The 24,024-nt window shown below is 43.9% G+C and carries 22 protein-coding genes; 10 read left to right on the top strand and 12 right to left on the bottom strand.

The window, feature by feature from the left end; genetic code table 11:
* The first annotated feature begins 27 nt into the window (after nucleotides 1–27).
* The 3 genes from ACYTPF_RS09280 to purF all read left to right on the top strand — a co-directional run bounded on the left by ACYTPF_RS09280 (nucleotide 28) and on the right by purF (nucleotide 2,835).
* The gene (locus tag ACYTPF_RS09280) at nucleotides 28–651 is read left to right on the top strand and encodes an SPOR domain-containing protein (protein ID WP_461852006.1); all 624 of its coding nucleotides are present in this window, start codon (nucleotides 28–30) and stop codon (nucleotides 649–651) included.
* A 157-nt stretch (nucleotides 652–808) separates the two neighbouring features.
* Nucleotides 809–1,297, top strand: coding sequence for a CvpA family protein (locus ACYTPF_RS09275; RefSeq protein WP_179983818.1), 489 nt, complete (start codon nucleotides 809–811; stop codon nucleotides 1,295–1,297).
* 14 nt (nucleotides 1,298–1,311) lie between these two features.
* Nucleotides 1,312–2,835, top strand: a complete 1,524-nt coding sequence (gene purF, locus ACYTPF_RS09270; RefSeq protein WP_118493769.1) for an amidophosphoribosyltransferase — start codon at nucleotides 1,312–1,314, stop codon at nucleotides 2,833–2,835.
* Nucleotides 2,836–2,921: 86 nt separating this feature from the next.
* Here the strand turns inward: purF and ACYTPF_RS09265 are convergent, their stop codons facing one another.
* The gene (locus ACYTPF_RS09265; RefSeq protein WP_179983817.1) at nucleotides 2,922–3,521 is read right to left on the bottom strand and encodes a Yip1 family protein; all 600 of its coding nucleotides are present in this window, start codon (nucleotides 3,519–3,521) and stop codon (nucleotides 2,922–2,924) included.
* Between the two features lie 209 nt (nucleotides 3,522–3,730).
* The gene (gene miaE / locus ACYTPF_RS09260) at nucleotides 3,731–4,513 is read right to left on the bottom strand and encodes a tRNA isopentenyl-2-thiomethyl-A-37 hydroxylase MiaE (protein ID WP_461852005.1); all 783 of its coding nucleotides are present in this window, start codon (nucleotides 4,511–4,513) and stop codon (nucleotides 3,731–3,733) included.
* Nucleotides 4,514–4,709: 196 nt separating this feature from the next.
* Between miaE and ACYTPF_RS09255 the strand changes: the two genes are divergently transcribed.
* The gene (locus tag ACYTPF_RS09255; RefSeq protein ID WP_461852004.1) at nucleotides 4,710–5,306 is read left to right on the top strand and encodes an acyl carrier protein phosphodiesterase; all 597 of its coding nucleotides are present in this window, start codon (nucleotides 4,710–4,712) and stop codon (nucleotides 5,304–5,306) included.
* A 323-nt stretch (nucleotides 5,307–5,629) separates the two neighbouring features.
* Complete coding sequence (locus ACYTPF_RS09250) at nucleotides 5,630–7,147, top strand: S10 family peptidase (protein WP_461852106.1); 1,518 nt, start codon at nucleotides 5,630–5,632, stop codon at nucleotides 7,145–7,147.
* On the opposite strand, the gene ACYTPF_RS09245 is transcribed toward ACYTPF_RS09250, so the two are convergent.
* Nucleotides 7,148–8,068 (bottom strand): LysR family transcriptional regulator, encoded by a 921-nt coding sequence (locus ACYTPF_RS09245; protein ID WP_461852003.1) that lies wholly within the window; start codon nucleotides 8,066–8,068, stop codon nucleotides 7,148–7,150.
* Between the two features lie 99 nt (nucleotides 8,069–8,167).
* Here ACYTPF_RS09245 and ACYTPF_RS09240 point away from each other — a divergent pair, with 99 nt between their 5' ends.
* The 3 genes from ACYTPF_RS09240 to ACYTPF_RS09230 all read left to right on the top strand — a co-directional run bounded on the left by ACYTPF_RS09240 (nucleotide 8,168) and on the right by ACYTPF_RS09230 (nucleotide 12,827).
* Nucleotides 8,168–9,181, top strand: a complete 1,014-nt coding sequence (locus ACYTPF_RS09240) for a zinc-binding alcohol dehydrogenase family protein (RefSeq protein WP_461852105.1) — start codon at nucleotides 8,168–8,170, stop codon at nucleotides 9,179–9,181.
* Nucleotides 9,182–9,465: 284 nt separating this feature from the next.
* On the top strand, nucleotides 9,466–11,535 hold the full coding sequence (locus ACYTPF_RS09235) for a catalase (RefSeq protein WP_461852002.1): 2,070 nt from the start codon (nucleotides 9,466–9,468) through the stop codon (nucleotides 11,533–11,535).
* Nucleotides 11,536–11,924: 389 nt separating this feature from the next.
* Nucleotides 11,925–12,827 (top strand): SDR family oxidoreductase, encoded by a 903-nt coding sequence (locus ACYTPF_RS09230; protein ID WP_269917792.1) that lies wholly within the window; start codon nucleotides 11,925–11,927, stop codon nucleotides 12,825–12,827.
* Between the two features lie 138 nt (nucleotides 12,828–12,965).
* On the opposite strand, the gene ACYTPF_RS09225 is transcribed toward ACYTPF_RS09230, so the two are convergent.
* From ACYTPF_RS09225 to ACYTPF_RS09215, 3 genes are all read right to left on the bottom strand, one after another.
* The gene (locus ACYTPF_RS09225; RefSeq protein ID WP_461852001.1) at nucleotides 12,966–13,394 is read right to left on the bottom strand and encodes a DUF2383 domain-containing protein; all 429 of its coding nucleotides are present in this window, start codon (nucleotides 13,392–13,394) and stop codon (nucleotides 12,966–12,968) included.
* Between the two features lie 103 nt (nucleotides 13,395–13,497).
* A complete protein-coding gene (locus tag ACYTPF_RS09220) occupies nucleotides 13,498–14,145 on the bottom strand; it encodes a peroxiredoxin-like family protein (RefSeq protein ID WP_461852000.1) in 648 nt (215 codons plus the stop codon).
* Nucleotides 14,146–14,392: 247 nt separating this feature from the next.
* Nucleotides 14,393–15,382 (bottom strand): YhdH/YhfP family quinone oxidoreductase, encoded by a 990-nt coding sequence (locus ACYTPF_RS09215; RefSeq protein ID WP_461851999.1) that lies wholly within the window; start codon nucleotides 15,380–15,382, stop codon nucleotides 14,393–14,395.
* Between the two features lie 197 nt (nucleotides 15,383–15,579).
* On the opposite strand from ACYTPF_RS09215, the gene ACYTPF_RS09210 reads away from it, so the two are divergent.
* Nucleotides 15,580–16,002: a winged helix-turn-helix transcriptional regulator gene (locus ACYTPF_RS09210; RefSeq protein ID WP_461851998.1), complete on the top strand. Its 423-nt coding sequence runs from the start codon at nucleotides 15,580–15,582 to the stop codon at nucleotides 16,000–16,002.
* 140 nt (nucleotides 16,003–16,142) lie between these two features.
* Here ACYTPF_RS09210 and gtfA read toward each other — a convergent pair whose 3' ends face one another.
* The 6 genes from gtfA to ACYTPF_RS09180 form a co-directional block, all read right to left on the bottom strand.
* On the bottom strand, nucleotides 16,143–17,639 hold the full coding sequence (gtfA, locus tag ACYTPF_RS09205) for a sucrose phosphorylase (RefSeq protein ID WP_461851997.1): 1,497 nt from the start codon (nucleotides 17,637–17,639) through the stop codon (nucleotides 16,143–16,145).
* A 386-nt stretch (nucleotides 17,640–18,025) separates the two neighbouring features.
* Nucleotides 18,026–18,205: an oxidoreductase-like domain-containing protein gene (locus ACYTPF_RS09200; RefSeq protein ID WP_179983806.1), complete on the bottom strand. Its 180-nt coding sequence runs from the start codon at nucleotides 18,203–18,205 to the stop codon at nucleotides 18,026–18,028.
* Nucleotides 18,206–18,396: 191 nt separating this feature from the next.
* Nucleotides 18,397–20,166, bottom strand: a complete 1,770-nt coding sequence (locus tag ACYTPF_RS09195; RefSeq protein WP_461851996.1) for a flotillin family protein — start codon at nucleotides 20,164–20,166, stop codon at nucleotides 18,397–18,399.
* An 18-nt stretch (nucleotides 20,167–20,184) separates the two neighbouring features.
* Complete coding sequence (locus ACYTPF_RS09190; RefSeq protein ID WP_461851995.1) at nucleotides 20,185–20,799, bottom strand: OB-fold-containig protein; 615 nt, start codon at nucleotides 20,797–20,799, stop codon at nucleotides 20,185–20,187.
* A 175-nt stretch (nucleotides 20,800–20,974) separates the two neighbouring features.
* Nucleotides 20,975–21,703, bottom strand: coding sequence for a UDP-2,3-diacylglucosamine diphosphatase (gene lpxH / locus ACYTPF_RS09185; protein WP_461851994.1), 729 nt, complete (start codon nucleotides 21,701–21,703; stop codon nucleotides 20,975–20,977).
* Between the two features lie 134 nt (nucleotides 21,704–21,837).
* Nucleotides 21,838–22,329, bottom strand: a complete 492-nt coding sequence (locus tag ACYTPF_RS09180) for a peptidylprolyl isomerase (RefSeq protein ID WP_020743833.1) — start codon at nucleotides 22,327–22,329, stop codon at nucleotides 21,838–21,840.
* 219 nt (nucleotides 22,330–22,548) lie between these two features.
* On the opposite strand from ACYTPF_RS09180, the gene cysS reads away from it, so the two are divergent.
* The gene (cysS, locus tag ACYTPF_RS09175; RefSeq protein ID WP_461851993.1) at nucleotides 22,549–23,931 is read left to right on the top strand and encodes a cysteine--tRNA ligase; all 1,383 of its coding nucleotides are present in this window, start codon (nucleotides 22,549–22,551) and stop codon (nucleotides 23,929–23,931) included.
* The last annotated feature ends 93 nt before the right edge of the window (nucleotides 23,932–24,024 follow it).

The following is a 24,024-nucleotide window of genomic DNA, read 5'->3' as shown; positions in this document are numbered from 1 at the left end:
AACCGTGTATTCAAGCAGGAGAGCACAGTGACATCGGCATTAAAGAATAGACTGGTGGGGACAATTATTGTTGTCGCCCTAGCGGTTATCTTTTTACCAGACTTTCTTGATGGCAAGAAGCAAACGAACAGAGAGCCCTTTGTCTCTGTTCCTTCAAACCCACCTAAAAAGCCCATCGTAGAGCCTGAATCTTTCCCTTCAGAGCGGGTAGCGAAAGCTGCGGTTCCGGCTGTGGAGATTGAAGATGAAACAGCGTTAGATGAAGAGCTGGTTGCTTCAAGTACTGGTGACAGCAAAAGTACTGACCAAGCTACTGCTGCTAAAGCGCCAGTGCCAAAAGCATTTGAAGAAGAGGACGAGCTAGCGAGCCAAACGGTTGTTGATACGAAAAGTGCCACTGCCGATGATGACGCAGGCTGGGTTATTCAGCTTGGCAGCTTTCGTCATGAAAAAAACGTAAAGGCATTGTTGGCGAAGCTAGAAAAGGCTGGGTATCGCGCGTTCAGTCGCAAAATTCAAACCAGCTCGGGGCCGCTCAATAAAGTTTTTGTAGGCCCTGATTTAGACAAAAAGAAACTGGAATCGGCACTTCCCCATTTGAAAGAGCTAACGAAACTCAAAGGGAAAGTCACCACGTTCAAAGTTGAGTAGGGCGTATTCTTTCTACTTGAACCACGCTTACTGAAAGGAAGTGTCACGGATTGCATTACAGACTAGTAATATTTCTATCTTCTGTTAGAATGCGCGCCATCTCGCCAAAGGCTCGTTGCTTCATCACAAAAAGCAACATCAACGCAATAAAGAGACGATGAACTGGGTAGACTTTTCCATACTGGGTATCATTGCGGTATCTACCTTAATAAGCCTTATTAGAGGGTTTGTTAAAGAAGCCATCTCGTTAGTGGTGTGGTTTGCTGCACTCTTTATTTCAAGTAATTTCTACGCTGACCTTGCCGTTTACTTTACAGCCATTGACGATCCTTATCTGAAAAATGGCGCTGCGATCGCTGCGCTATTTATTACAACGCTCATTCTGGGCGGCATGATCAATTACGTCATAAGCCAATTGGTACAAGCAACGGGGTTGTCTGGCACAGACAGGGCCCTTGGTATAGTTTTTGGTGCTCTGCGTGGCGTGCTGATAGTTAGCGCATTGCTCTTTTTTATGGATACCTTCACCGGCGCCGCTTCCTCTAATTGGTGGCAAGCATCGGTGCTCATTCCAGAGTTTGGTGTCATCATTGAGTGGTTTTTCAGTTATGTGAAAGACTCCTCCAGTTTCTTAAATCCCGCTTGAAATAGGTAACGCACATGTGTGGTATAGTCGGAATAGTTGGTAAAACGCCCGTAGCTCAGTCACTGTACGACGGTCTAACGGTTATTCAACACCGTGGACAGGATGCCGCAGGCATTATGACTATCGACCAAAATATGTTTAATTTGCGTAAGGCAAATGGCTTGGTTCGAGATGTTTTCCATACGCGTCATATGAAAAGGTTATCAGGCAACATGGGTATTGGTCATGTTCGCTATCCAACCGCGGGTACGTCAAGCTCTGCGGAAGCACAGCCATTTTATGTAAACTCGCCATTTGGTATTGCCTTTGCTCACAACGGTAACTTAACCAATGCACATGAGTTACAAGAAGAAGTGTTCCGCATAGCACGCCGTCACATTAATACCACGTCAGATTCCGAGCTATTGCTTAACATCCTTGCTCACGAACTACAGCAGGTAGCAGGCTTAAGCGTAAGCGCTGAACACATATTTGAAGTGGTAACTAAAGTTCATAAGAAAATACGCGGTGCTTATGCTGTAGTTGCAGCCATTATCGGTCAGGGTATTGTAGCTTTTCGTGACCCCCATGGTATTCGTCCGCTTGCACTTGGTAAGCGTATGAGCGAACTAGGTGAAGAGTGGATGGTAGCCTCTGAAAGCGTTGCACTTGATGCTGTAGGCTTCCAATTTGTTCGCGATGTAATGCCAGGTGAAGCGGTATTTATTACCGAAGAAGGTCAGCTTCATACCAGATTGTGCGCCGAGAACCCGGTAACGTCACCATGTATCTTCGAGTTTGTATACTTTGCTCGTCCAGATAGCTTTATTGATGGTATTTCAGTTTATGCGTCCCGCGTAAACATGGGCCGCAAGCTAGGTGAGAAAATTAAGCGTGAATGGGCAGATCTTGATATCGACGTAGTTATTCCTATTCCTGAAACGTCGATGGATGTAGCGCTGCAAATTGCGAACACGCTTGAACTGCCTTATCGCCAAGGTTTTGTTAAAAATCGCTATATCGGCAGAACCTTTATTATGCCTGGCCAAACCATGCGTAAAAAGTCAGTGCGTCGTAAACTAAACGCCATATCATCCGAGTTTAAAGGCAAAAGTGTATTGCTTGTAGATGACTCTATTGTACGCGGTACTACATCGGGTCAGATTATTGAAATGGCCCGAGAGTCTGGTGCAAAGAAAGTGTACTTTGCGTCGGCGGCACCGGAAATTCGCTTCCCGAATGTATACGGTATTGATATGCCTTCGGCAAATGAGTTAATTGCATACGGACGAGAAATCGATCAGATTGCAGAGCTTATTCAAGCAGACGGTCTTATTTTCCAAGATATTTCTGACCTGGTTGAAGCCGTTCGCGAAGAGAATGATACGATTCAGCGTTTTGAAACATCAGTATTTGACGGTAACTATATCACTGCCGATATCAACCAGGAGTATCTTGAGCGCATCGATATGTCGCGGGGTGAGGCAGCAAGAAAAGCACCTGTGGTGCAAGCTGAACTGAGTAACCTTGATGTACATAACATTGATGCTGCTGATTAGCATCTTTGAAATAAGTTGATAGTGAACGAGAAAAGCCGCTTTTAGAGCGGCTTTTTACTATCCTATCTTGTGTATAACTGAAAGCCTTAGTGCACGAACACTGGCCCGCCAGTTAATCCCCACACTAATACCGAGCCTGTCATTAAAATAACCAGTAAAACCAGCCCACATGTGACTACCGAGCTTGAGTAAATGAAACCTTTGTCTTCTGGCATATGCATCAAAATAGGTACGCCGGAATAGAGTAGGTAAACTGAGTAGCTAATACCCACTAGCAGTGCCGTCATCACTACCCATAGTTCAGGATAAAGACCTGCAAAGCCGACCATAAATAATGGTGTCGCAGTATAAGCCGCAAGTTCTAGGGACTGGGTATACGTAGGTGTTGCATCGAACGCTTTAGCCAACTCATGAATTAACACTGCCAGCGCCACAACACCAGCAATTAAGCCAAAATACATACCGATACCCATCAGAATAGCGGTATTCTCGCTTAGCCGTATTATGTCTCCAGCACCAATACTCCACCCTGTATGCGCACTAGAATAATAGGCTACGAGGGAAGGAATAAGTGCAATAAAAGCAATGTGGGTAAGCGCGTAAAAATAGGTTTCGTGTTTGGTATCAATGGTTTGCCATTCTTCTCTTGGGTGAGTGTAAATACCAATTAGATGATTTAAAATCATAATGTCCCGCCTTGTTCACCAACGTTATTGTTTTAAAGAATATTGTTGTGAGGCAGGGTAAACACACGGACAAACCGTAAAACTAAGAAAACACGAACACGACGCAAGGCGTCAAACACTGCCGTTAACAATATGTTTACAATCTGAGTGTGCAGCAGAAAAGCAAAGCCGTCAATAAAAATTGATTAATTTATAAACGGCTATGGGTGCTAGTTGGATTGAGGAACGCCGGAGTGAAAACGCAGTTCCTTATCGTCACTTTCAATAAGTGATTTTTCAACACTTCCAAAATGAGCGACGCGCTCTGAAATATCGGTTTTGGCGATTTGCTCGGCAAGGGTAAGATAATCTTCAAAGTGTCTGGCTTCTGAGCGTAACAGCGACACATAAAATTTGCCTAAACCTTCGGAAACATAGGGCGCGAGTTTGGCAAAACGCTCGCATGAGCGCGCTTCAATGTAAGCGCCACAAATAAGCTTATCAACCAGCTTTTCAGGCTCGTAAGTGCGCACGTGACGTAACAACCCATTCGCATAACGGCTTGATGTCACTGACTTATATTCAAAGCCTAACTCGTGCATAATTTCGAGTACTTGATAAAAATGGTGAAGCTCTTCTTTAATAAGCATGACCATCTTATCTAACATGTCTTTTTTAAACGGATCTAAACCTTCAACATTAAACACGTTTTTAGACAGGTGTTTAGTATTTAGCAATTGCCAATCGCCCTCATGGCGGTAGGTGAAGTCTTCATAGGGCTTCAGCCAGCCAAGCAATACTTTACTTGTTTCCTCATCAGCCACATAGCGACGAAGTAAATACATAGCGGACTGCGCTGCTTTAAGCTCGCATATTAAGTGATCGGTAAGAATAACCCGTAGGTTTTCTTCTTTCTGCGCTTCGTCAATCCACGACTGCGGCGTCTCGCAATGTAAAAATTCATTGACAGGGGACAGAAGAGAAGTGACTTCAGAAGAAGGTATAACAGACATGTTGAAACTCGGTTTTAAGTGCTACGAATTTTCAGTTACATTTGAATTTGTCAAACTTCCAACATTAATGTCGACAAGGCAGTTGTGCGCGCCCTAGACTGAGGCAATACAAATTCGATGCTTCTGAACTAAGCACCGATTTTACTTGATACCTGCAAGCCGTTACAACTTAAAATAGAGGCCAATAAATTACAAAATGAATTACCTTGCTCACCTTTTTTTAGCGCTTCCTACTGCCGACTCCCACTTTGGTAATTTACTTGGCGATTTCAGGCGTGGTGTTGATATAAATACATATGGAAAAGCGGTTCAGCTAGGTCTTAAAAACCACTACGAAGTGGACAAGTTTACGGATAGTCACGACAGTGTTTTGGCTGCAAAAAAACTATTTGATAAAAAGCGCAGGCGATTTGCGCCTGTGGCGCTAGATATCTATTTCGACCACTTGCTGATAAAGCATTGGTCAACGTTCACGTCGCAAAGCTTTGATGAATTTCGAGAGCAAAGTTTTTCCTTGCTAGAACAGAGACTGCCCACTATGCCAAGGGCAATGCAGTATAGCGTAGGGCACATGATAACCCACGATTGGTTTGAAGATTATGCCAAAGAGGAGGGCATTGCTAGGGCCATCTCTGTTGTTGCTAAACGAATTCGGTTTGCGAACACTTTTCATCACGTGGTAGATGATATAAGTGCGAATAAAAAGGAAATAGAAGCGAGATTTATGACATTTTTCCCAGACCTCATCGCTCATATAAATGACAGGGGCCCTGAAAATATCGATAAGGGTTAGTCACCATAACAGAAACGTATCGAAGAAATTGGTAGTTCTATCGTTGATTGCTAAGCTCACTTGTTAACAGCGATATAGTCCTAATTGATAGAGTCTCAAACATAGTGCAATGATGATCTGTATGAAAAACAGGTTAGCTTGCGCTCAACAAATACAAAACCAAAAACTAACGACACACAAAAGACGAAAAAATGAAAAATCATCTTTCTTTCAATAGAAATACAAGAGACCTGTTATTCAGTCAGGTTAACTCAAAACACAAATCACAAATTCACCGTTTACTAGCGCGCGCTAAAACAACTCACCGTCCATCTGCGTGGCTAATGGCCGTCATGATTGCTTTCATCGGTTTAACAACCGGTGCTTCAGCCCAAGAGGAAAGCTCGGCCTCTCACGCTCGCGCGATTAAAATTGATAGTAGTGTAGTAACGGAGCATGAAACCAAAATTCTTGGCAAACGCGTAAAGTACAGCGCAACGACAGGTACTCAACCGGTTTGGAACAGTAAAGACGAAGCGGTTGCGACTTTATTTTATACGTACTACAAGCGAACCGACGTCAAAGATAATACAAAGCGCCCGCTTATCATTTCTTTCAACGGCGGCCCGGGCTCTGCGTCAGTGTGGATGCATGTAGCATACACAGGCCCACGTATTCTTAATATTGATGACGAAGGTTACCCTGTTCAGCCCTATGGCGTTCAAACCAACCCTTATTCTATTTTAGATGTTGCTGATATTGTATTTGTTAACCCGGTAAACACTGGTTACAGCCGAGTACTGCCGAAAGCTGATGGCAGCATGCCGTCGAAGGATGAACAAAAGAAGATGTTCTTTGGCGTAAACGCGGATATTAGCTATTTGGCCGACTGGGTGAATACCTTTGTTACACGTAATAATCGCTGGCGTTCGCCTAAGTATCTTATCGGTGAAAGTTACGGAACAACACGGGTTTCAGGCCTAGCATTAGAACTTCAAAATCGCCAGTGGATGTATTTAAACGGCGTCGTATTGGTGTCACCAACAGACATCGGCATTGAGCGCAACGGGCCAGTAAAGGCCGCCAATCGCCTGCCTTATTTTGCCGCTGCTGCTTGGTATCACAATAAACTTGAACCAGAACTGCAAAATAAAGACCTAACTGAACTCTTACCCGAAGTCGAAAATTTCACTATCAACACGCTTATTCCGGCACTCGCTAAAGGTGGCTTTATAAGTGATACAGAGAAGCGTGATGTACTAAAACAAATGGCGCGTTATTCTGGTTTAAGCGAAGCGTCTATTGCGCAAAATAACTTAGATGTAAGCACAGCTTTCTTCTGGAAAGACTTATTGCGAGACGAAGGGAAGACCTTAGGCCGTTTGGATAGTCGCTATTTGGGCATAGATGCTAAGCAAAGTGGCGATCGCCCTGACTATTGGGCTGAATTGACCTCATGGCTACATTCCTTCACGCCTGCTATCAATTACTATTTGCGTGAAGAGTTAAACTACAAAACCGACATTAAGTACAACATGTTCGGAAACGTGCATCCGTGGGATAGAAGTAACAATCAAACGGGGCAGAATTTACGATTAGCCATGGCGCAAAATCCATATCTAAATGTAATGATTCAAGCGGGGTATTACGATGGTGCAACGAATTACTTTGATGCCAAATATACCATGTGGCAGCTAGATCAAAGTGGCACTTTAAAAGACCGTTTAAGCTTTAAAGGTTATCGCAGCGGACACATGATGTACCTGCGTCGCGATGACTTGAAACAGTCTAACCAAGACCTACGTGAATTCATTAAAGCAAGCACACCTAGTAAAGGTGCACCTGCGATGTATAATAGATAGTCAGAGGTAAACGCCTGCTTTTTTGAGCTGCGCTAAACACTCGGCGCAGCGCGCTTTTAGCATGTCTCGTAATAGCCTAACCGCTGGTGTAATAGACTGGCGGCTTGGGCAAATAAGCCAAAGTTGCGTGGGCTTCGGTTGGTAGTCTGGCAATAAGGTAACAAGCCGACCATTTATGATGTCGTCGCAGGTATCTAAACTTGATTTAACGGCGACGCCTTTCCCTGCTACAGCCCATCTTCTTACCATCTCACCGTCATTGGCTGTTCTGTTGCCCTGCATTTTTACCTTTATCGGTTTATCGCCGTGTACGAAATCCCATTCGTTATACACTTTATCGTGCAGCTGATAAAAAAGGCCGTTGTGACCTTGCAGGTCTTCGATGTTTTTAGGTGCACCATAAGTGCTGATATAAGACGGAGAGGCAACAAGTAAGCGTGGTACATCACATATCTTAAACCCGTAAACGCTCGCATCGTCAGGCGAGCCATAACGTAAAGCTAAGTCAATTGGGTCGCGATAGAAGTCGATATTACTGTCATTTAAATTGAGCTTAACGCTTATTTTTTCATGCTCTTCCATAAAATCGTCAAGCCAAGGGGCAATCACATTGCGGCCTAGGTCAGACGATAACCCAAGCCTTAGCTCGCCTTCGATAACGCCGGTATCACCTTTTAAGTTCTGCTTGGCGGTAGTCAGCATCGACATGGCTTGTTCGCATGTTGGAAGGAAACGTTCACCAGCAGAAGAAAGCCTGAGAGAACGGGTTGTGCGAACAAACAACTCAGCGCCAAGCGCTTGCTCTACGCGTTTAACTGCCGCACTTGCCGTTGCGGTTCGCATATTTAAATGAGTTGCTGCTGCGGTAATGTTTCTAAATTCGGCTACTTTTATTACAACATTTAAGTCATCGAGTAACATGATTTTCAAAAACCATTTGATAATGTTTCTAGTATTGTGCTGTTTATGCAAATTTAATCAAGGGTATGATGGAAATATTACTTAAAGGAGAAACGAATGATGAAAGCTATTGGCTATACCCGCTCGCTCGATATAAATGAACCTGATGTATTGATGGACTTAGAAGTCGATAAACCTAGTGCTTCAGGTAGAGACTTGCTTGTAAAAATAAGCGCTATAGCGGTTAACCCAGTTGATTATAAAATTAGGCAGCGAGTAAACCCAGAGGGCGGAGAACCCAAGATACTAGGCTGGGACGCAGTAGGTGAAGTAGTTGATATTGGCGCTGATGTTACCGAATTTACGGTAGGCGACAGGGTTTACTATGCTGGCGATCTAACACGAGCTGGTTCAAATGCTGAATTTCAACTGGTCGACGAACGTATTGCCGGTAAAGCGCCTAAATCTTTAGCTGATAGTGACGCAGCAGCGCTTCCGCTTACAACAATTACTGCTTATGAATTATTGTTTGACCATCTTGCCCTTAAGCAGCAGCACGAACAAAGCGACGAAGTGGTGCTTGTCGTAGGCGCGGCTGGTGGTGTGGGCTCTATTATGCTTCAGCTTCTCAAAACGCTTACGGGTGCAACGGTTATAGTTACTGCATCGCGAGAAAGCTCTAAACAATGGGTTCAGGAATTAGGTGCCGATTACGTGGTTGACCACAGTAAACCCATGGCAGAGCAAATTAAATCGTTAAAAATTGGTGAAGTGACGCACGTTGCAAGTTTAAATAATACCCACCAGTACATCGATACTTATGTAGAGGTGATGAAACCGAAAGGTAAGCTTGCATTAATTGACGACCCAGAAAGTTTAGATGTAGCAAAGCTTAAACAAAAGAGCTTGTCGTTACACTGGGAATTCATGTTCACCCGCTCTATGTTTGAAACTGATGATATGGCAGAACAAAGTCGTCTTCTCACACACGTAGCAGGGCTCATCGATGAGGGAAAAATTAAGACTACCGTAGGCAAACACTTGGGGAAAATTAATGCTGCCAACCTAATAGAGGCGCACAAAACTCTGGAAGAAGGGCGCGCAATTGGTAAGCTTGTACTAGAAGGTTTTTAGCCTCTTACTTCCATTTACCTGATTCGTTAATTCGCTTTTCTCAATGCTAAATAAAAAGCGATTTTAACGTATTGGCTTAGGGCGAAATGACTGCCCTAAGCCTTGCCCCAAATCATGTAAAACTTTCTAGCCTTTTTGTAAAAGTGACGACTCGTATAGCTGTCATTTTATTAAGTGGTTGATAATTAATGGTTTAATCCATGGAATCTAACTTGCTGTAGATGGTACGCATAGCATTAAAAACAATGTGAAATGTGTTCAATCTTAAATGACAAGGAAAAATCATGGCTGAATCATTCAAATATGAAGGAAACAAGGGAAAAGGCGGCGAATTACATCAAAAAGCAGGGGATGGGTATCCGACTATGACGACAGCCCAAGGCTGCCCTGTACATGATGACCAGAACTCGTTGAAAGCTGGTGTACGCGGACCAACAGCTTTAGAAGACCACGTAATGCGTGAGAAGATATTTCATTTCGACCACGAACGAATTCCAGAAAGGGTAGTTCATGCAAGGGGCTATGGCGCCCACGGTTACTTTGAAACGTATGAGTCACTTTCGGATATAACTTGCGCCGATATTTTTCAAGAAAAAGGCAAAAAGACCCCAGTATTCACTAGATTTTCTACCGTAGCGGGTAACCAAGGTTCTCCAGATTTAGCGCGAGATGTACGTGGTTTTGCTGTCAAATTTTATACCCAAGAGGGCAATTGGGATTTAGTTGGTAACAACATTCCTGTTTTCTTCATCCAAGATGCTATCAAGTTTCCAGATCTGATTCACTCGGCTAAACAAGAGCCAGACCGAGGCTTTCCACAAGCGCAAACCGCGCACGATAACTTCTGGGATTTCGCAAGTTTAAGCCCAGAGTCTGTTCACATGCTTATGTGGGCTATGTCAGACCGTGCTATTCCACGTTCATTCCGCTTTATGGAAGGTTTCGGCGTTCATACCTTCAAACTGATAAATGCTAAGGGTGAAATGAAATATGTGAAGTTTCACTGGAAACCGAAGCAGGGCATGCAGTCAGTTGTGTGGAACGAAGCACTCAAAATCAACGGTGCTGACCCAGATTTTCACCGTCGGGATCTTTGGAACTCTATTCTTGCTGGTGACTTCCCAGAATGGGAGTTGGGTATGCAGATATTCGACCAGGAGTTTGCAGATAATTTTGAGTTTGACGTTTTGGACGCAACCAAGCTTATTCCAGAAGAGCAAGTACCAGTAAAAATTGTAGGTAAAATGGTACTTAATAAGGTGGTAGATAACTTCTTCGCTGAAACTGAGCAAGTTGCATTTTGTACACAAAACATTGTACCTGGCATAGATTTTACCAACGATCCACTATTGCAGGGGCGTAATTTCTCTTATCTAGATACGCAGCTAAAACGTTTAGGTAGTACCAATTTCACTCATCTACCCATTAATGCGCCTAAATGCCCGATGCGTCACTTCCAGCAAGACGGCCACATGGCGATGCATAATCCGAAAGGGCGCGCCAATTACGAACCGAATTCTTGGGAAGCTGATGAAGATAATCCGCGCGCGTGTCCTGCTCATGGATTCCAGTCACATAATGAAGAGGTTTCTGGTGAAAAGGTTAGACATCGTTCAGAAACTTTTGCTGACCATTACAGCCAAGCTCGTCAGTTTTATATTAGTCAAACTGAGACTGAGAAGGAGCATATTCGCGATGCATTCGCTTTTGAGCTATCTAAAGTAGAGCGTTTAGCCATTCGTGAAAGAGTTGTTTCACATCTGCTAAATGTTGATAAGGATTTGGCTAAAGCGGTTGCTGAAGCGCTAGGTTTTAGCGAAATGCCAGAGCCAGCAGAGGCTGCAATGGAAACTAGAGAAGATCTTGCTGAATCCGATGCGTTAAGTATTTTGAAGAATGCGCCGGATACGTTTAAAGGTAGAAAGCTGGGTATCTTAGTAAGTGATGACCTTGACGGTGAATTACTTGGTAATGTAAAAAACGCCTTAGACAATGAAGGCGCTATGTACGAGATTGTTGCACCTCAGATTGGCGGCGTTACGTGCGATAAAGGCAATTCAGTAGATGCTCAGCAGAAGGTCGATGGCGGACCGTCAGTATTGTACGATGCAGTTCTGTTGTTGATGTCTAAGTCAGGAGCCGAAAAGTTAGCGAGCAAGCCTGAAGCAAAAGACTTTGTTTCAGATGCGTTTGCTCACAACAAGTTTATCGGCTACACAGATGCTGCAATGCCACTTATCAAGGCAGTTGGCTTAGATAGCATGATGGATGACGGTTTTGTGGACCTTAAACAAAAGTCAGCAGACGAATTTATTAAGACATTACGTAGTATTCGTTACTGGGCTAGATCTTAACCCAGCCTTTGTACTTGTTTAGGAATAGAAGGGCGCTTTTTTGAGCGCCCTTTTTTATTGCGTGCCCCCGTCCTGTAATTGACCAGTCCTGAACTACGTTAAAATTAAGAACACTTCTTTATAAGGACACTAAATAACTCTAAATCTCGGTGGTTCTGTACTTATTTTTCAATGGTAAGAATGTTTTACTGACAACAATATCTTAAAACAGTTTTACTGTTATCTATATTCTAAAAATAGAAATTAAATTTGAATTTTTTTGTTTTAATTCAATTGCCTATGCCTTTCGTGATGCTTTTATTTGCAATGAGCGAATCTTTAATATCTTGTTCCTTCGGCATGGGTCATGCACCCATAAGAGTGTGTATATTCATTAAGGAGGAACAACTATGTCAAAGCAAGACCAATACACAATGACCGACCCTCGTACTCAATATGATAACGATGGAACCCATTACAACGATGACCAACCGGATCCTGCATTAGATAAAAAATTAGACCCGTCAGCTGACCATGGCGAAAATACTTATCGAGGGAGCGATAGGCTGAAGGGGCGAAAAGCGCTCGTAACAGGCGGAGATTCCGGCATAGGTAGAGCAGTTGCTATCGCTTTTGCTAGAGAAGGCGCTGATGTCGTCATCAATTACCTTCCCTCTGAACAGGAAGATGGTGATAAAACCGTTGCTATTCTAGAAGAAGCAGGCGTAAAAGCTAAGGGGATAGCCGGAGACATTAAAGACGAAGACTTCTGTGTTTCCCTTGTGGAAGAGGCGAACACCTTTTTGGACGGTCTCGATATTCTTGTAAATAACGCCGGCAAGCAGAAGTTTGTTGAAAATATTGAGGATATCACTACCGAGCAATTTAGAACTACGTTTGAAACTAACGTTTTCGCTATGTTTTGGATTACCAAAGCAGCAGCTAAGCATATGCCCCCAGGTGGTAGCATTATCAATTCTACATCTATTCAGTGTTATCAGCCTTCACCCGGCCTTCTGGATTATTCATCAACTAAAGGTGCTATTACTTCGTTTACCAAGTCGTGCGCTAAAATGTTGATAGAAAAAGGTATCAGGGTGAACGGCGTTGCCCCTGGACCCATTTGGACACCCATACAGCAAAGTGGTGGGCAAGCACCGAGTAAGCTTCCTAACTTTGGTGAAGATACGCCTATAGGCCGTGCAGGACAGCCTGCAGAACTTGCGCCGGCGTATGTGTATCTAGCGTCTCAGGAATCTAGCTATGTCACTGCCGAAATACTAGGCGTAACAGGCGGGAAACATCTTCCGTAATAATTTTTTGAAAGAGATTTTATTTTCTAAAAAGATATTATTCAAGGAAGGGGCGTAACATAACGCCCCTTCTTTATTTTCTTAAAGCTATCAGCTGTGCCGAAGCGCTAAAACAGCGCGTTCGCAAGTGCTTTGCAACTACAATCTGTCAGCAGCGTCAGAGAACCATTGCTTGTGGCGCTTCTCATCTGCCCAATGCCTTTTTATTGTTGCTCGCTCTTGCGGTGTAAAATCGTCATGGTCTAAAGCCTTTTCATACGCTTTGGTTGTGACCTCTTCATTAACAACCATTGCTTTCAAAATCGCTTTATCGTTAATAAGACCCGCGATAACAACTTTTCCCTTGGTCAGGACTTTCTTAAAATCAGCTTCAGTAACTCTATCTTCACTCCGTTGCACTAGCATTTGGTTTAGTGATTCTATATGCGCTTGATGGTCGTCTCGGAACATCGCTATTGTTTCCTTGAGACTTGGCTCTTCTATACGTTCTAGCGTTGCCTCGTAGGCGGCAAGAGCATCAAAGTCTAATTGGCATAGTTCCGATATCACTTTTGAAGTAGATGACATAGTTCTCTCCTTAATATGTCGGTTAAAATTATTTGTACCGGCATATCTCGGTAGAAGATTAACTATATTTAATTATTTTCTGTACACAGAGACTCGGGTCTAGTTAGCCCTTTTGAAGAGCTTCTATAATTTCTTGTGGTTCGGCTCGCGTTCTATAATCTACATCAACGTAGCGCCAAATAACTTGGCCATCTTTATTTAAGATGAATGTTGCGGGTATAGGAAGGATATTGCTATTCCCATTATTAATTGCTTCTAAGTCAAGCTGGCGGTCGTTACGCATATGCTCAAGTAAAAATTCTGGCACTTCCCAAGCAACACCATAGCTTGCCGCAACTTTAGCACCCTGATCTGACAACACAGTAAAAGGTAACTGTTTAATCTGCTCCGCGCTTAAACTGCTGTCGGGGCTCTCTGGACTAATGGCGACTAGTTGCGCGTCTAACGCTTTAATTTCGCCATTGATATTTTGCAGTGCGTTTAGCTGTAAGTTGCAATATGGACACCAGCTGCCTCGATAGAACGTGAGTACCACTGCACCTTTATTTAGCGCCTCGGATAGCTGAAATAACTCTCCTGTTGCAGAGGGGAGCGTGAAATCTTGTGCTGCGCCACCTAAATCAAGCGCTTTTTCGCCTTGCTGGAATGTGCGCGCCTTTTCGATTTCTCTATCAACACCCTCCATAAAGGCAGGGTTGTTTTTTCGTCCTGCGTCGACTTTTGCTTGAGTTTGCGATTTAAGAGATGACATAGAGTACCTGACCTTATTTTATGGTTTTAGCAGCTATAAATTAGTGCTAATGATTTGACTAAGCATTTGATAGTTGACAGGTAATACCCTTGTTTGTTCCCCGTTACTATAGTGTCGTAGTACCTTTGCGATAAATGCACAGGCAGGCTCGGCTGTCAGCATAAACACTGTTAGGTTTCTATAAATGTCGCGTTGTTTTTAGTTAATGTACAAGGCTGCCATTGCGGCAGCCACTTCGTTCAACAGGCTAAAGCTTTACTAATGTTCTGCCTGACAGCTCGCCTCTTAATATGGCATCTATTTTTTGGCTAACGTCATCTAGCGAAACTTCTTCAGTTAAATCGTCAAGACAGTCTAGTTTCCATTCGCTAGCTAATTTATCCCATAGCCTCAATCTAGGCGGCATGGGGCATTGCACCGAGTCGATACCTAGCAAAGACACGCCGCGTAAGATAAAGGGAAATACACTTACATTAAGATCGGCAGAAGCAGTCAGCCCGCAACACGTTACCGAACCACCATACTGGGTGGCCTTTATAGCCTGCGCTAAGTATTCGCCGCCTACAGTATCGACAGCGCCCGCGTATAGCTCTTTCAACATAGGGCGCTCTTTACTTTCTAACAACTCGTCGCGAGTTATTACTTTATTTGCGCCGAGGGTTTTCAAGAACGACTCATGTTCTTTTTTGCCGGTACATGCCACTACAGAAAAGCCAGCTTTGGCTAGTAGTGCAACTGCTACAGAGCCCACGCCACCTGTAGCACCCGTTACCAAGATATCGCCTTTATCAGGTGTTATGCCGTGTTCAACTAACCCTTGTACTGATAGCCCAGCTGTGAAGCCAGCAGTGCCAATAACCATAGATTCCCTTAAGGTAAGGCCATCTGGCTTTGGTACCGCCCATTCACTGGGTATACGGATGTACTCGCCAAAGCCACCGGAGGTATTCATGCCAAGGTCATAACCTGTGATGATAACCTCATCGCCTTCTTTGAACTGGCCGTCATCACGTGACACCACAGTGCCCGCTGCATCGATGCCAGGGGTATGGGGAAAATTTCTGCTGACACCAGGGTTACCTGTCGCAGACAAGGCATCTTTATAGTTAAGTGACGAATACGCAACCTTGATGAGCAGCGTGCCGTCTGGCAAATCATCGAGTGAACGCTCCGTGATGGAACGAGTAAATGATTTGTCTTCCTGTTTTTCTACAAGCAAAGCCTTAAACGATGTCATACCTGTCTCCGTTGGTCGAAAATTTACACTGCTCATTGTGACTATATATAAACTTTGTGCAAGTATGCACTTTTTAGTATGGTAGTACCCTAAAAGATACTATTGGAGTTATATTTAGCTTTTTGCTTGTGTGCTTTTGCAAAAGGCGAGCTGATATTGAAGCAGTATCTTTTGCTTGATTGAGCTGAGAGGGCGAAATGGCAACAAATTTGAAAAGTGTAGAAACAGAGCCGTGCGATACGATTACTAAAGTCGAAGGTAACGCCGCGAATGCAAGACAGTGCGTTAGTGAAAGCTCAAACGACCCTAAGCAATACATTTGCGGTGTAGCGGTATCGCTTGAGATTATCGGTGGTAAATGGAAAGGCGTTATTTTGTGGCACCTCTGTCATAAAACACTACGTTTCAGTCAATTACGAAGACGTTTGCAAGGCGTCACACAAAAAATGCTTACTCAGCAGTTAAGAGAGTTAGAGCGCGATGGCTTGGTTAACCGGAAGGTGTATGCTGAAGTACCTCCTCGTGTGGAGTACTCACTTACTGAATTAGGTCGCACGTTAGAGCCAACTCTACGACAGCTATGTGATTGGGGTAGGGCCTACAACGATAACTACAGATAATGCGACTCAGGCTGCCAAATAAACTTGTTTTAGCTGAAAATAATGAAAACGTTAAACAGCGAATTAGGTAAGGACGGCTAAGGACGGCGAGTACTGAGAAGATCAGCAGTACTCGCCTTAGTAGTCTTGTATTTTATGACTTAAGCGATTAACGAACTAATAGACAATACGCTTTCTTCACCGTCTGCAACTGTCTTAATAGTCGCGTCCATCACGCTAAAATCTACGTGTAGTGACGCTGCATTGTTGCCATTTGCCCAAGACAGAGTCAAAACATTATCACTGTAATTTACGTCAAACGTGCCATTAAAGGCATCGCTTTCGTTTCTTAGGGTTATTAGCTGCATTAAGCCTTTAACTACTGGCTTTTTAACTGCCTCTTCGACCATAGTGGAAGACAAATAAGGGCGGTTAATGTCACGACCAACATTGGTGTTGGCGAGTAGTTCCATATCGTTATGGGCCGCAAGTAAGCCACCGTAATAAACCTGAGGAATACCCGGGCTAAAGAACTGAATAGCGCGAGCAACTAAATAGGCGAAATCATCCTTACCCAATGCGTCATAATAGGTGCAGTTAACCTGGTAAAGGTCGACATTGTTCGCCGCTGCGCCTGTGGCTTTCTTAGATTCACCGTTAGAGTTTTCATGTATTTGGTCTACAAGTGCGTTAATTGCTTCAGCACTTAAAAGACCAGGTTTGTCACCACTTGCACCAACGTCGACAATCCCAATACCGTCGTGGGTATCAAGTACGGTAAAGCAGTTTCGTGGCGAAATAGAAAGCCAGCGTGCCAATGCGTCTGCATTTTTAGTAAACAAGGTGTGCAGTACAAGTGGTGGTAAAGCAAAGTCGTAGACGCTGTCGCAACGTGCGGCAATATCAATTTGAGTCTGATAGTGGCTGTGTATTTCTACTAAGCACTGCATGCCCATGTTACGCGCTCGGTTTGATAACTCTTCAATAAATTCAAAGGTTTCTTCAAGCATAAAGCAGTTCGAGCCTGCGCGTTTTATGGCGTAGCCTGCTGCGTCAAGGCGTATAAGGTCAACATTACTTTCAGTAAATGACTGAAGAATAGATGATAGATAGTCTTTGCCCAGCTGTGACTCTACATCAATGTCGATTTGATTAGAGGTAAAGGTGGTCCAGAATGGAACCGTCTCTGGGTTACCAGTCTCTGTGCCTACTTCATAATCGCTAAAAAATGGCGTTGGGCGAGGGCGGAACACTTTTGCTATTTGTTCGTCGATTTGCGCTGGGTCATTACCCTTAAAAATATCTTCTTTAGTTAAAAATAGTGGCCAATAGGTAGATTCGCGCCCGTTTTTCAAAACGTCTTTAAACGCCTCGCTTTGTCCAGACATATGGTTAACAATAAGGTCAGCCATAATATCTACAGACTCACCCAGTTTTCTAACGCTGTTCCAATCGCCCAAGCGCTCATCCACTGATGTGTGGTCAATAGGGTCAAAACCTGCGTCTTCACCATCGTAAGGATAGTAAAAAGGAAGAATGTGAACACCGGTGAACAGGCCATTTAATGGACCTTCAAGTATTGCTGTCAGGCTATCGATATTGCCATCGCCTAATCGATCAGCATAGGTGATTAGTTGAACGCCATTGCGTATAGACATGATAATTCTCCAAAACTCAGCATGCGCTAGCTCGTACTGCTCTTGTTTGCGAGTACACATTCCTACGGGTTAAGCACTACCAGCCTGACTGGCTTATAGTTGACCGTATAAAGGGCTTAGCTTAATTCTTAATCTTTTACCGTGGTCTCACTCAATATGATTGTAATACGCGGTAAAGTGAAACCTTAATCGATTAAGTTAAAATAGCAGTAGAAGGAATATTTGTAAATGAGAAGTTTAAAAAATGGAACGCTTAAACCCCAATGCGGCGTTTTTATTCACGCATAATTCCCGCATATATTAGAGCAAGGTAGCAAGTTTGATGGCTTCCTAGTAGTAGGTAATAGTAATAGCGAACACGATAATCCAAGAACGAGTACGAACCGTTACTCCTGTGCCCCGGTGTTTGATGACTCACTATTATTTAGTTCGTCGAATTCTCGCTTTGCTTCTTTCCACTTATCAAGTTTTTCAAAATACACGTCCCAAATGCATGGGCAACACGAACCACCGCCGCAACAATCGTCTCTTAATGGTTTTTCCGGCTCTTCAGGTAGCGACTTCATAACAATTTAGTCTGCCTTCTTTATTCAAATATGCCTATGCACTAAGAGTATTCTTTATGTTCAACGTCGACCCAAGTGCTGGAAATTAAAGCTGCAAAACATAATATTACTCGCAAAAACGCCCGAAAACAAAAAGCCCTGTTAAATAACAGGGCTTAGCTCATCATAGTGTACTATTTTTCTAGTGAGCGTTATTCAATAGGTTGGCTGTCCTGCGCTGTATGGCCATTTAGGTTTTCTGGTGCAGCTACAACCGGCTTGGGCTTAACTGCGCCTGCTTTTGCCAGAATATCGCTGTTGCCGGTAACCAAGTCAGCTAAAGAGCCATTGTCGGCATCGACTAAACCTACTTCACGCAGCATAGAGTCTACCAGTGGGGCGTTAGCACGGTAATTTAGCGCTGCCTGTGTTACTTGCTCAGCCAAACCGTTGCCCGAGGTTGCAACGGTATGCTCGCCTTTTGCACCGCTACCTTGGCCGTAGCCTTGTAAAATTTTAATACCTTCAATATTTTCAAGAGGCTTAACCGCTTGCTCAACAAGTTCAGGTAATATCTTAAGCATCGCAAGGGCTTTTTGTAGCTCAATTTGTTCGGTCTTGAGCGTATTCTCAGCTTCGTAAAGCGCTTGTTTACCTTGCGCTTCAACGGCAAGCACTTTCTCGTCCGCATCGGCTTGCAGCATTTTAGCATCAGCTGCAGCTTTGGCTTCTGTAAGAATTGCGGCAGCAGAGTTTTCAGCCGCTTCTTTCTTAGCTTGTGCTTCAACAGTTATACCTACAGCTTCACGCTCCGCCTCTTTGCGAGCATCGATAACTTCAATTTGCTTCTTACGCTCAGCTTCTGCTACCGATTTAGCGGTAAGTACTGCTTCTTCTTTTTCCACCTTTTGCTTTTCAGCTTCGGCAGCTTTAGCGCGTGCAGCAGACTCTTCTTCCGACTTGGTAGCAACAGCAATTTGCTTCACTTGCTCTGAAACTTCAACTTCTTGTTGCTGGCGAATGCGCGCTTGTTCTAGCGCCTGGCGCTTGGCGATTTCCTGAGTTTCTATTTCACGAGATTTCTCAATTTCTGCCGCTTCGATAGCACGGTTTTTAGCAATTTCTGCTTCGCGCTCTTCACGTTCTTTCATTTCTCGTTGCTTAGCAATTTCAGCTTTTTGCTCTTGGCGTTTAAAAGCAAGTACCTGCTCTTGCGCCAGGCGGGCTTCTTCTTCATCGCGTTTTACGTCTAACGATTGTTTCTCGGCAGCTAGGTTACGCTGCTCAATGAAAATGCGGTTTTCTTGCTGAATGTCGTTGGTTTCTTTGCGCTTTTCTTCAATGATTTTGGTCAATCGAGCGCGGCCTTCAGCATCGAATGCATTGTTTTCATTAAAGAACTGAAGGTCTGTCTGATCGAAGCCAGTTAAACTCACCGATTCAAGTTCTAAACCGTTCTTCTCAAGGTCGTTAGCAACACTCTGCTGAACTTTTTGTACAAAATCAGCGCGCTGCTCGTGCATTTCCGTCATGCTCATTTCAGCAGCTACGGCACGTAATACGTCAACAAACTTCGACTCCATTAATTTTTTGACTTCTTCAGCGCGGGTTGTGCGAGTACCGAGCGTTTGCGCAGCCATTGAAATGCCGTTGGCATTCGGTGCTACACGCAAATAGAAGTCGGCTTTTACGTCCACACGCATACGATCTTTAGTGATAAGCGCGTCTTTTTGTATTTTCTCTACTTCTATACGAAGGGTATTCATGTTCACCGGAATAATTTCGTGAACAACAGGCAGAACTAAAGCGCCACCGTCCTTAATGACTTTCTCGCCACCTAAACCGGTTCTTACGAACGCAGTTTCTTTCGTAGCGCGGGTGTAGAGTTTGGCAAAAATAAGACCGATAACGATAAGCCCTACAACAATAGCACCGGCAATGAAGAGTATTGACGGCAAGCTAGATGTTTGAATTGTATCCATACTTTTATCTCTTTTAAGTTATAAATAGCGGGTGGCTAACCAGCTGTGTTGATTTTTCTGAACTAAAATGACGCGCTCTCCCTGTGCGAACAATTCTTCATCTTCGAATGGTTCAACTAACACAAAATGAGGCTGAGAATAATGGTCGGTAAATTTCGCTTCTGCCGGATTACCACGGCTTGCTTTACCAATGGTGATTTCCGCCACGGAGCCAATAAAGTCTTCGCTGTTGACTGCACTAGATTCAACGCTGGGTAAAACACTGGCGATAATTTTTACGGTTTTGGCAGTAACGAACAGCCCAACAACGAGGGCGAGTGGAACAGAAATAGCAGCAGGCAAAGTTATTTTAAATATGCTGGCCGTTAAGCCGTTTAGCATTAGGCCTGCAAGCCCAAATAAAGTAAGCAATACAACTAGGTATATGAGGAAAGGGACTTTATTGATATTTAACCAGTTAGCTAACGATGTACTTAAAAAGCCTTCGCCATCGACTTCAGCAAAGTCGTCGCCAAGCCCCAAAAAGCTCGCACCGAAAATAGTACTTATAAGTTCTAATATAAAAACAAAGAATACGGCTATAAGCGCAATGCTAAACCAGAAATTTGCAGGGGAAAGAAGAACATCTGTCATTTACACCGTCCATGATGACTAACTTGCTTTTATTCTTTATACCACAGAACAAAAATTAAGCCAGCGCGTAACGCATGTACTTTGGACTAGTTTGTAAGAAATGATGATCGGTAAAACGCCAGTATTGTCGAGATGGCCTTAAAAAAGAGGAAGCGTTTATTCGTTCGAAAGACTGCTATTTACTAAAGTTATGTTGCTGCAGCATCACGTCGTTTCCTGTAACTTTTAAAACGCTACCTTGATCGTACCAATCACCCAGTACAATCCGCGTAGCAGGTTTGCCATTAGCTTCAAGGCTGTGAATGTTTGGCCTGTGTGTATGGCCGTGGATCATGCGCTGCACACCCCACTTTTCCATCACTTTCACCACCTCTTCAGGTGTAACATCCATGATATCTGGTTTAAGGTTTTGTTGCTTAGCCTTACTTTCCTTACGGCCATTATCGGCTACGCGTTGGCGATACCATAAAGGAAGGGCAAGCATTAAACGAGGCCACCACCAACCACGAGATTTCTTGCGAAACTTCTGATAGGCAACATCACGAGTACATAACTCGTCACCGTGGGTCAGCAGGGTAGGCGTGCCGTATAAGTCTATGGCCTCTTGTTCGTTTAACAGGGTCATGCCTGCTTTTGATAGCCACTTTTCTCGTATTGCGAAATCGCGATTGCCGTGTATAAAGTAAATCGGGCAGTGCTGACTTACCTCTTTAAAGGCTGTCGCTATAGCAGTATTAAACGGGGTAACATTGTCGTCGCCAATCCACACTTCAAATAAATCACCAAGAACATATAGTGCGTCGGCGTTAATCGCCTCTTCTTTTAAGAAGCGCATTAAACACTCTGTTATATCTGGACGGTCTGCACTTAGGTGTAAATCAGCAATGAAGTAGGTGAACGACATAAATCTTCTTAAGTGTGGTTTAAAAAGCCGCGTTAACGATCACGCGGCTTTTATATAACTAAAGGCTTGTTTTGAACAGCATGCCAGCCAAGCCAATATTTAGTTAGGTATTTGACAGTTATCTAAGCAGTTACTTAGGCTACAACTGCTTTTTCAATGATCACTGGTTCAACAGGTACATCCTGGTGGTAGCCATTGTTTCCGGTTTTAACCGCTTTGATCTTCTCTACCACGTCCATACCTTCAACCACTTTACCGAAAGCACAATAACCCCAACCGTTTACAGACTTACTAGTGTGGTTAAGGAAGTCGTTGTTGTTCACGTTAATGAAAAACTGTGCAGTAGCTGAGTGTGGGTCTTGGGTACGCGCCATCGCGATGGTACCTACTTCATTTGCAACACCGTTGTCTGCTTCGTTTTCGATAGGCTCTTTCGTATCTTTCTGTTCCATGTCAGGCGTAAAACCGCCACCTTGGACCATAAAGTTGTTAATTACACGGTGAAAGATAGTGTTGTCGAAAAAGCCGTCTTCTACGTAAGAAAGGAAGTTAGCTACTGTTTTAGGTGCTTTATCTTCAAAAAGCTCTAGGGTGATGTCACCGAAATTTGTTTTTAACGTAACCATTGTGGTTTGTCCTGTGTGTTAGCGTACATGTAAAGTGGTGGCATTTTAGCGCAAAACGAGTCGATAGCGCAAAACGAGTCGATAGCGCAAACGGGTGCTCAGCTCAAAGAGACGCGTATGGCAAATAACAGCAATATCGCTGCAAAAGGCTTGTACCATTTAAATCGTGACAGTGCTAAACTTTGCGCCCCAAAATTATGACAAATAGGAAATATAGACATGCTACATCTTTACAATACCCGAACCCGTGAAAAAGCGAAGTTTGTTCCGCTTCAAGAAGGGAAAGTGGGTTTGTATGTGTGTGGTATTACTGTTTATGACCTAAGTCACATGGGTCACGCCCGTACCTACCTAAGTTTCGATGTTTTAGTACGCTACTTGCGTCACCTTGGTTTAGACGTGAAGTACGTGCGTAATATCACGGATATCGACGATAAGATTATCGCTCGCGCCAATGAAAATGGCGAAAGCTTTGAGGCACTAACTGCACGTACTATCGCTATGATGCACGAAGATTTTGCGGCGATTAACTTACTAGAACCAGACGTTGAGCCAACAGTAAGTGGCCATATGAATGAGATCATTGAAATTATTCAACGTCTTATGGACAAAGGCTACGCTTATCAAGCTAAAAGCGGCGATGTACTATTCGACGTAAGCAAGTATGAAGATTACGGCAAGCTGAGTAAGCAAGACCTAGAGCAGCTTAAAGCAGGTGCCCGTGTTGAAGTGGCGGCAGGTAAAGACGACCCGCTAGATTTTGTATTGTGGAAAACTACCAAGCCGGGAGAGCCTGCGTGGCAGTCACCATGGGGCGAGGGACGTCCGGGCTGGCACATTGAGTGTTCTGCTATGAACCACAAGCACCTTGGCGCACACTTTGATATTCATGGCGGTGGTTCAGATTTAACCTTCCCGCACCATGAAAACGAAGTAGCTCAGTCGTGCTGCGCATACGATACGCCATACGTAAACGTGTGGATGCATGCGGGTATGGTGCAGGTTGATGATGAAAAGATGTCTAAGTCGTTAGGTAACTTCTTTACCTTGCGCGATGTGCTTAAAGAGCACGATTCCGAAACTTTGCGTTTCTTCCTGATGTCAGCGCATTATCGTAGCCAGTTAAGTTACTCTCAAGACAACATAACTCAAGCGAAGGCAGCCCTAGAGCGTTTATATACTGCGCTGCGTGGCGTTGTGGTAGACGAGAGTACAGACCTTAGTTACGGCGGCTATTTAGCGCGTTTCGAAGCAGCTATGAATGATGACCTAAACGTACCTGAAGCGTTTTCTGTATTGTTCGATGTAGCACGTGAGCTTAACCGCCAAAAAGACAATGCTGAAGAAGCAGGTAAACTGGCTGCTGTTCTTAAACGGTTAGGCGCTATTTTGGGAATGCTTCAAAGCGACCCAGATACTTACCTTAAAGGTGGTGAAGGTAACGATGACGAAGCCGCTGAAATTGAAGCGTTAATTAAACAGCGTAATGATGCTCGTGCAGCTAAAGACTGGGCTGCTGCAGATGCAGCGCGTGATGCATTAAACGCGAAAGGCGTAGTGTTAGAAGACGGCCCAAGCGGCACTACGTGGCGTAAAGCCTAATTAGCAGCCTGTACTTTTTGACAGAAAGAAAGCCCGCAATTTTGCGGGCTTTTTTATTCGGTAAAGAGAAACGTTTAATAGCTTCTATGATTG

The sequence above is a fragment of the Alteromonas sp. HB246098 genome, assembly GCF_054890645.1.
The sequence above is the reverse complement of the archived record's forward strand: the minus strand, read 5'-3'. Positions and strand labels throughout refer to the sequence as shown.

Coding starts and splice junctions, on each gene's coding strand:
- lpxH (WP_461851994.1), bottom strand. CDS start 21,703: ATGTCGTTCACCTACTTCATTGCTGATTTACACCTAAGTGCAGACCGT.
- ACYTPF_RS09255 (WP_461852004.1), top strand. CDS start 4,710: ATGAATTACCTTGCTCACCTTTTTTTAGCGCTTCCTACTGCCGACTCC.
- ACYTPF_RS09210 (WP_461851998.1), top strand. CDS start 15,580: ATGGCAACAAATTTGAAAAGTGTAGAAACAGAGCCGTGCGATACGATT.
- gtfA (WP_461851997.1), bottom strand. CDS start 17,639: ATGTCTATACGCAATGGCGTTCAACTAATCACCTATGCTGATCGATTA.
- ACYTPF_RS09235 (WP_461852002.1), top strand. CDS start 9,466: ATGGCTGAATCATTCAAATATGAAGGAAACAAGGGAAAAGGCGGCGAA.
- miaE (WP_461852005.1), bottom strand. CDS start 4,513: ATGTCTGTTATACCTTCTTCTGAAGTCACTTCTCTTCTGTCCCCTGTC.
- cysS (WP_461851993.1), top strand. CDS start 22,549: ATGCTACATCTTTACAATACCCGAACCCGTGAAAAAGCGAAGTTTGTT.
- ACYTPF_RS09275 (WP_179983818.1), top strand. CDS start 809: ATGAACTGGGTAGACTTTTCCATACTGGGTATCATTGCGGTATCTACC.
- ACYTPF_RS09225 (WP_461852001.1), bottom strand. CDS start 13,394: ATGTCATCTACTTCAAAAGTGATATCGGAACTATGCCAATTAGACTTT.
- ACYTPF_RS09245 (WP_461852003.1), bottom strand. CDS start 8,068: ATGTTACTCGATGACTTAAATGTTGTAATAAAAGTAGCCGAATTTAGA.
- purF (WP_118493769.1), top strand. CDS start 1,312: ATGTGTGGTATAGTCGGAATAGTTGGTAAAACGCCCGTAGCTCAGTCA.
- ACYTPF_RS09215 (WP_461851999.1), bottom strand. CDS start 15,382: ATGACATCGTTTAAGGCTTTGCTTGTAGAAAAACAGGAAGACAAATCA.
- ACYTPF_RS09190 (WP_461851995.1), bottom strand. CDS start 20,799: ATGACAGATGTTCTTCTTTCCCCTGCAAATTTCTGGTTTAGCATTGCG.
- ACYTPF_RS09200 (WP_179983806.1), bottom strand. CDS start 18,205: ATGAAGTCGCTACCTGAAGAGCCGGAAAAACCATTAAGAGACGATTGT.
- ACYTPF_RS09230 (WP_269917792.1), top strand. CDS start 11,925: ATGTCAAAGCAAGACCAATACACAATGACCGACCCTCGTACTCAATAT.
- ACYTPF_RS09195 (WP_461851996.1), bottom strand. CDS start 20,166: ATGGATACAATTCAAACATCTAGCTTGCCGTCAATACTCTTCATTGCC.
- ACYTPF_RS09265 (WP_179983817.1), bottom strand. CDS start 3,521: ATGATTTTAAATCATCTAATTGGTATTTACACTCACCCAAGAGAAGAA.
- ACYTPF_RS09220 (WP_461852000.1), bottom strand. CDS start 14,145: ATGTCATCTCTTAAATCGCAAACTCAAGCAAAAGTCGACGCAGGACGA.
- ACYTPF_RS09250 (WP_461852106.1), top strand. CDS start 5,630: ATGGCCGTCATGATTGCTTTCATCGGTTTAACAACCGGTGCTTCAGCC.
- ACYTPF_RS09240 (WP_461852105.1), top strand. CDS start 8,168: ATGAAAGCTATTGGCTATACCCGCTCGCTCGATATAAATGAACCTGAT.
- ACYTPF_RS09180 (WP_020743833.1), bottom strand. CDS start 22,329: ATGGTTACGTTAAAAACAAATTTCGGTGACATCACCCTAGAGCTTTTT.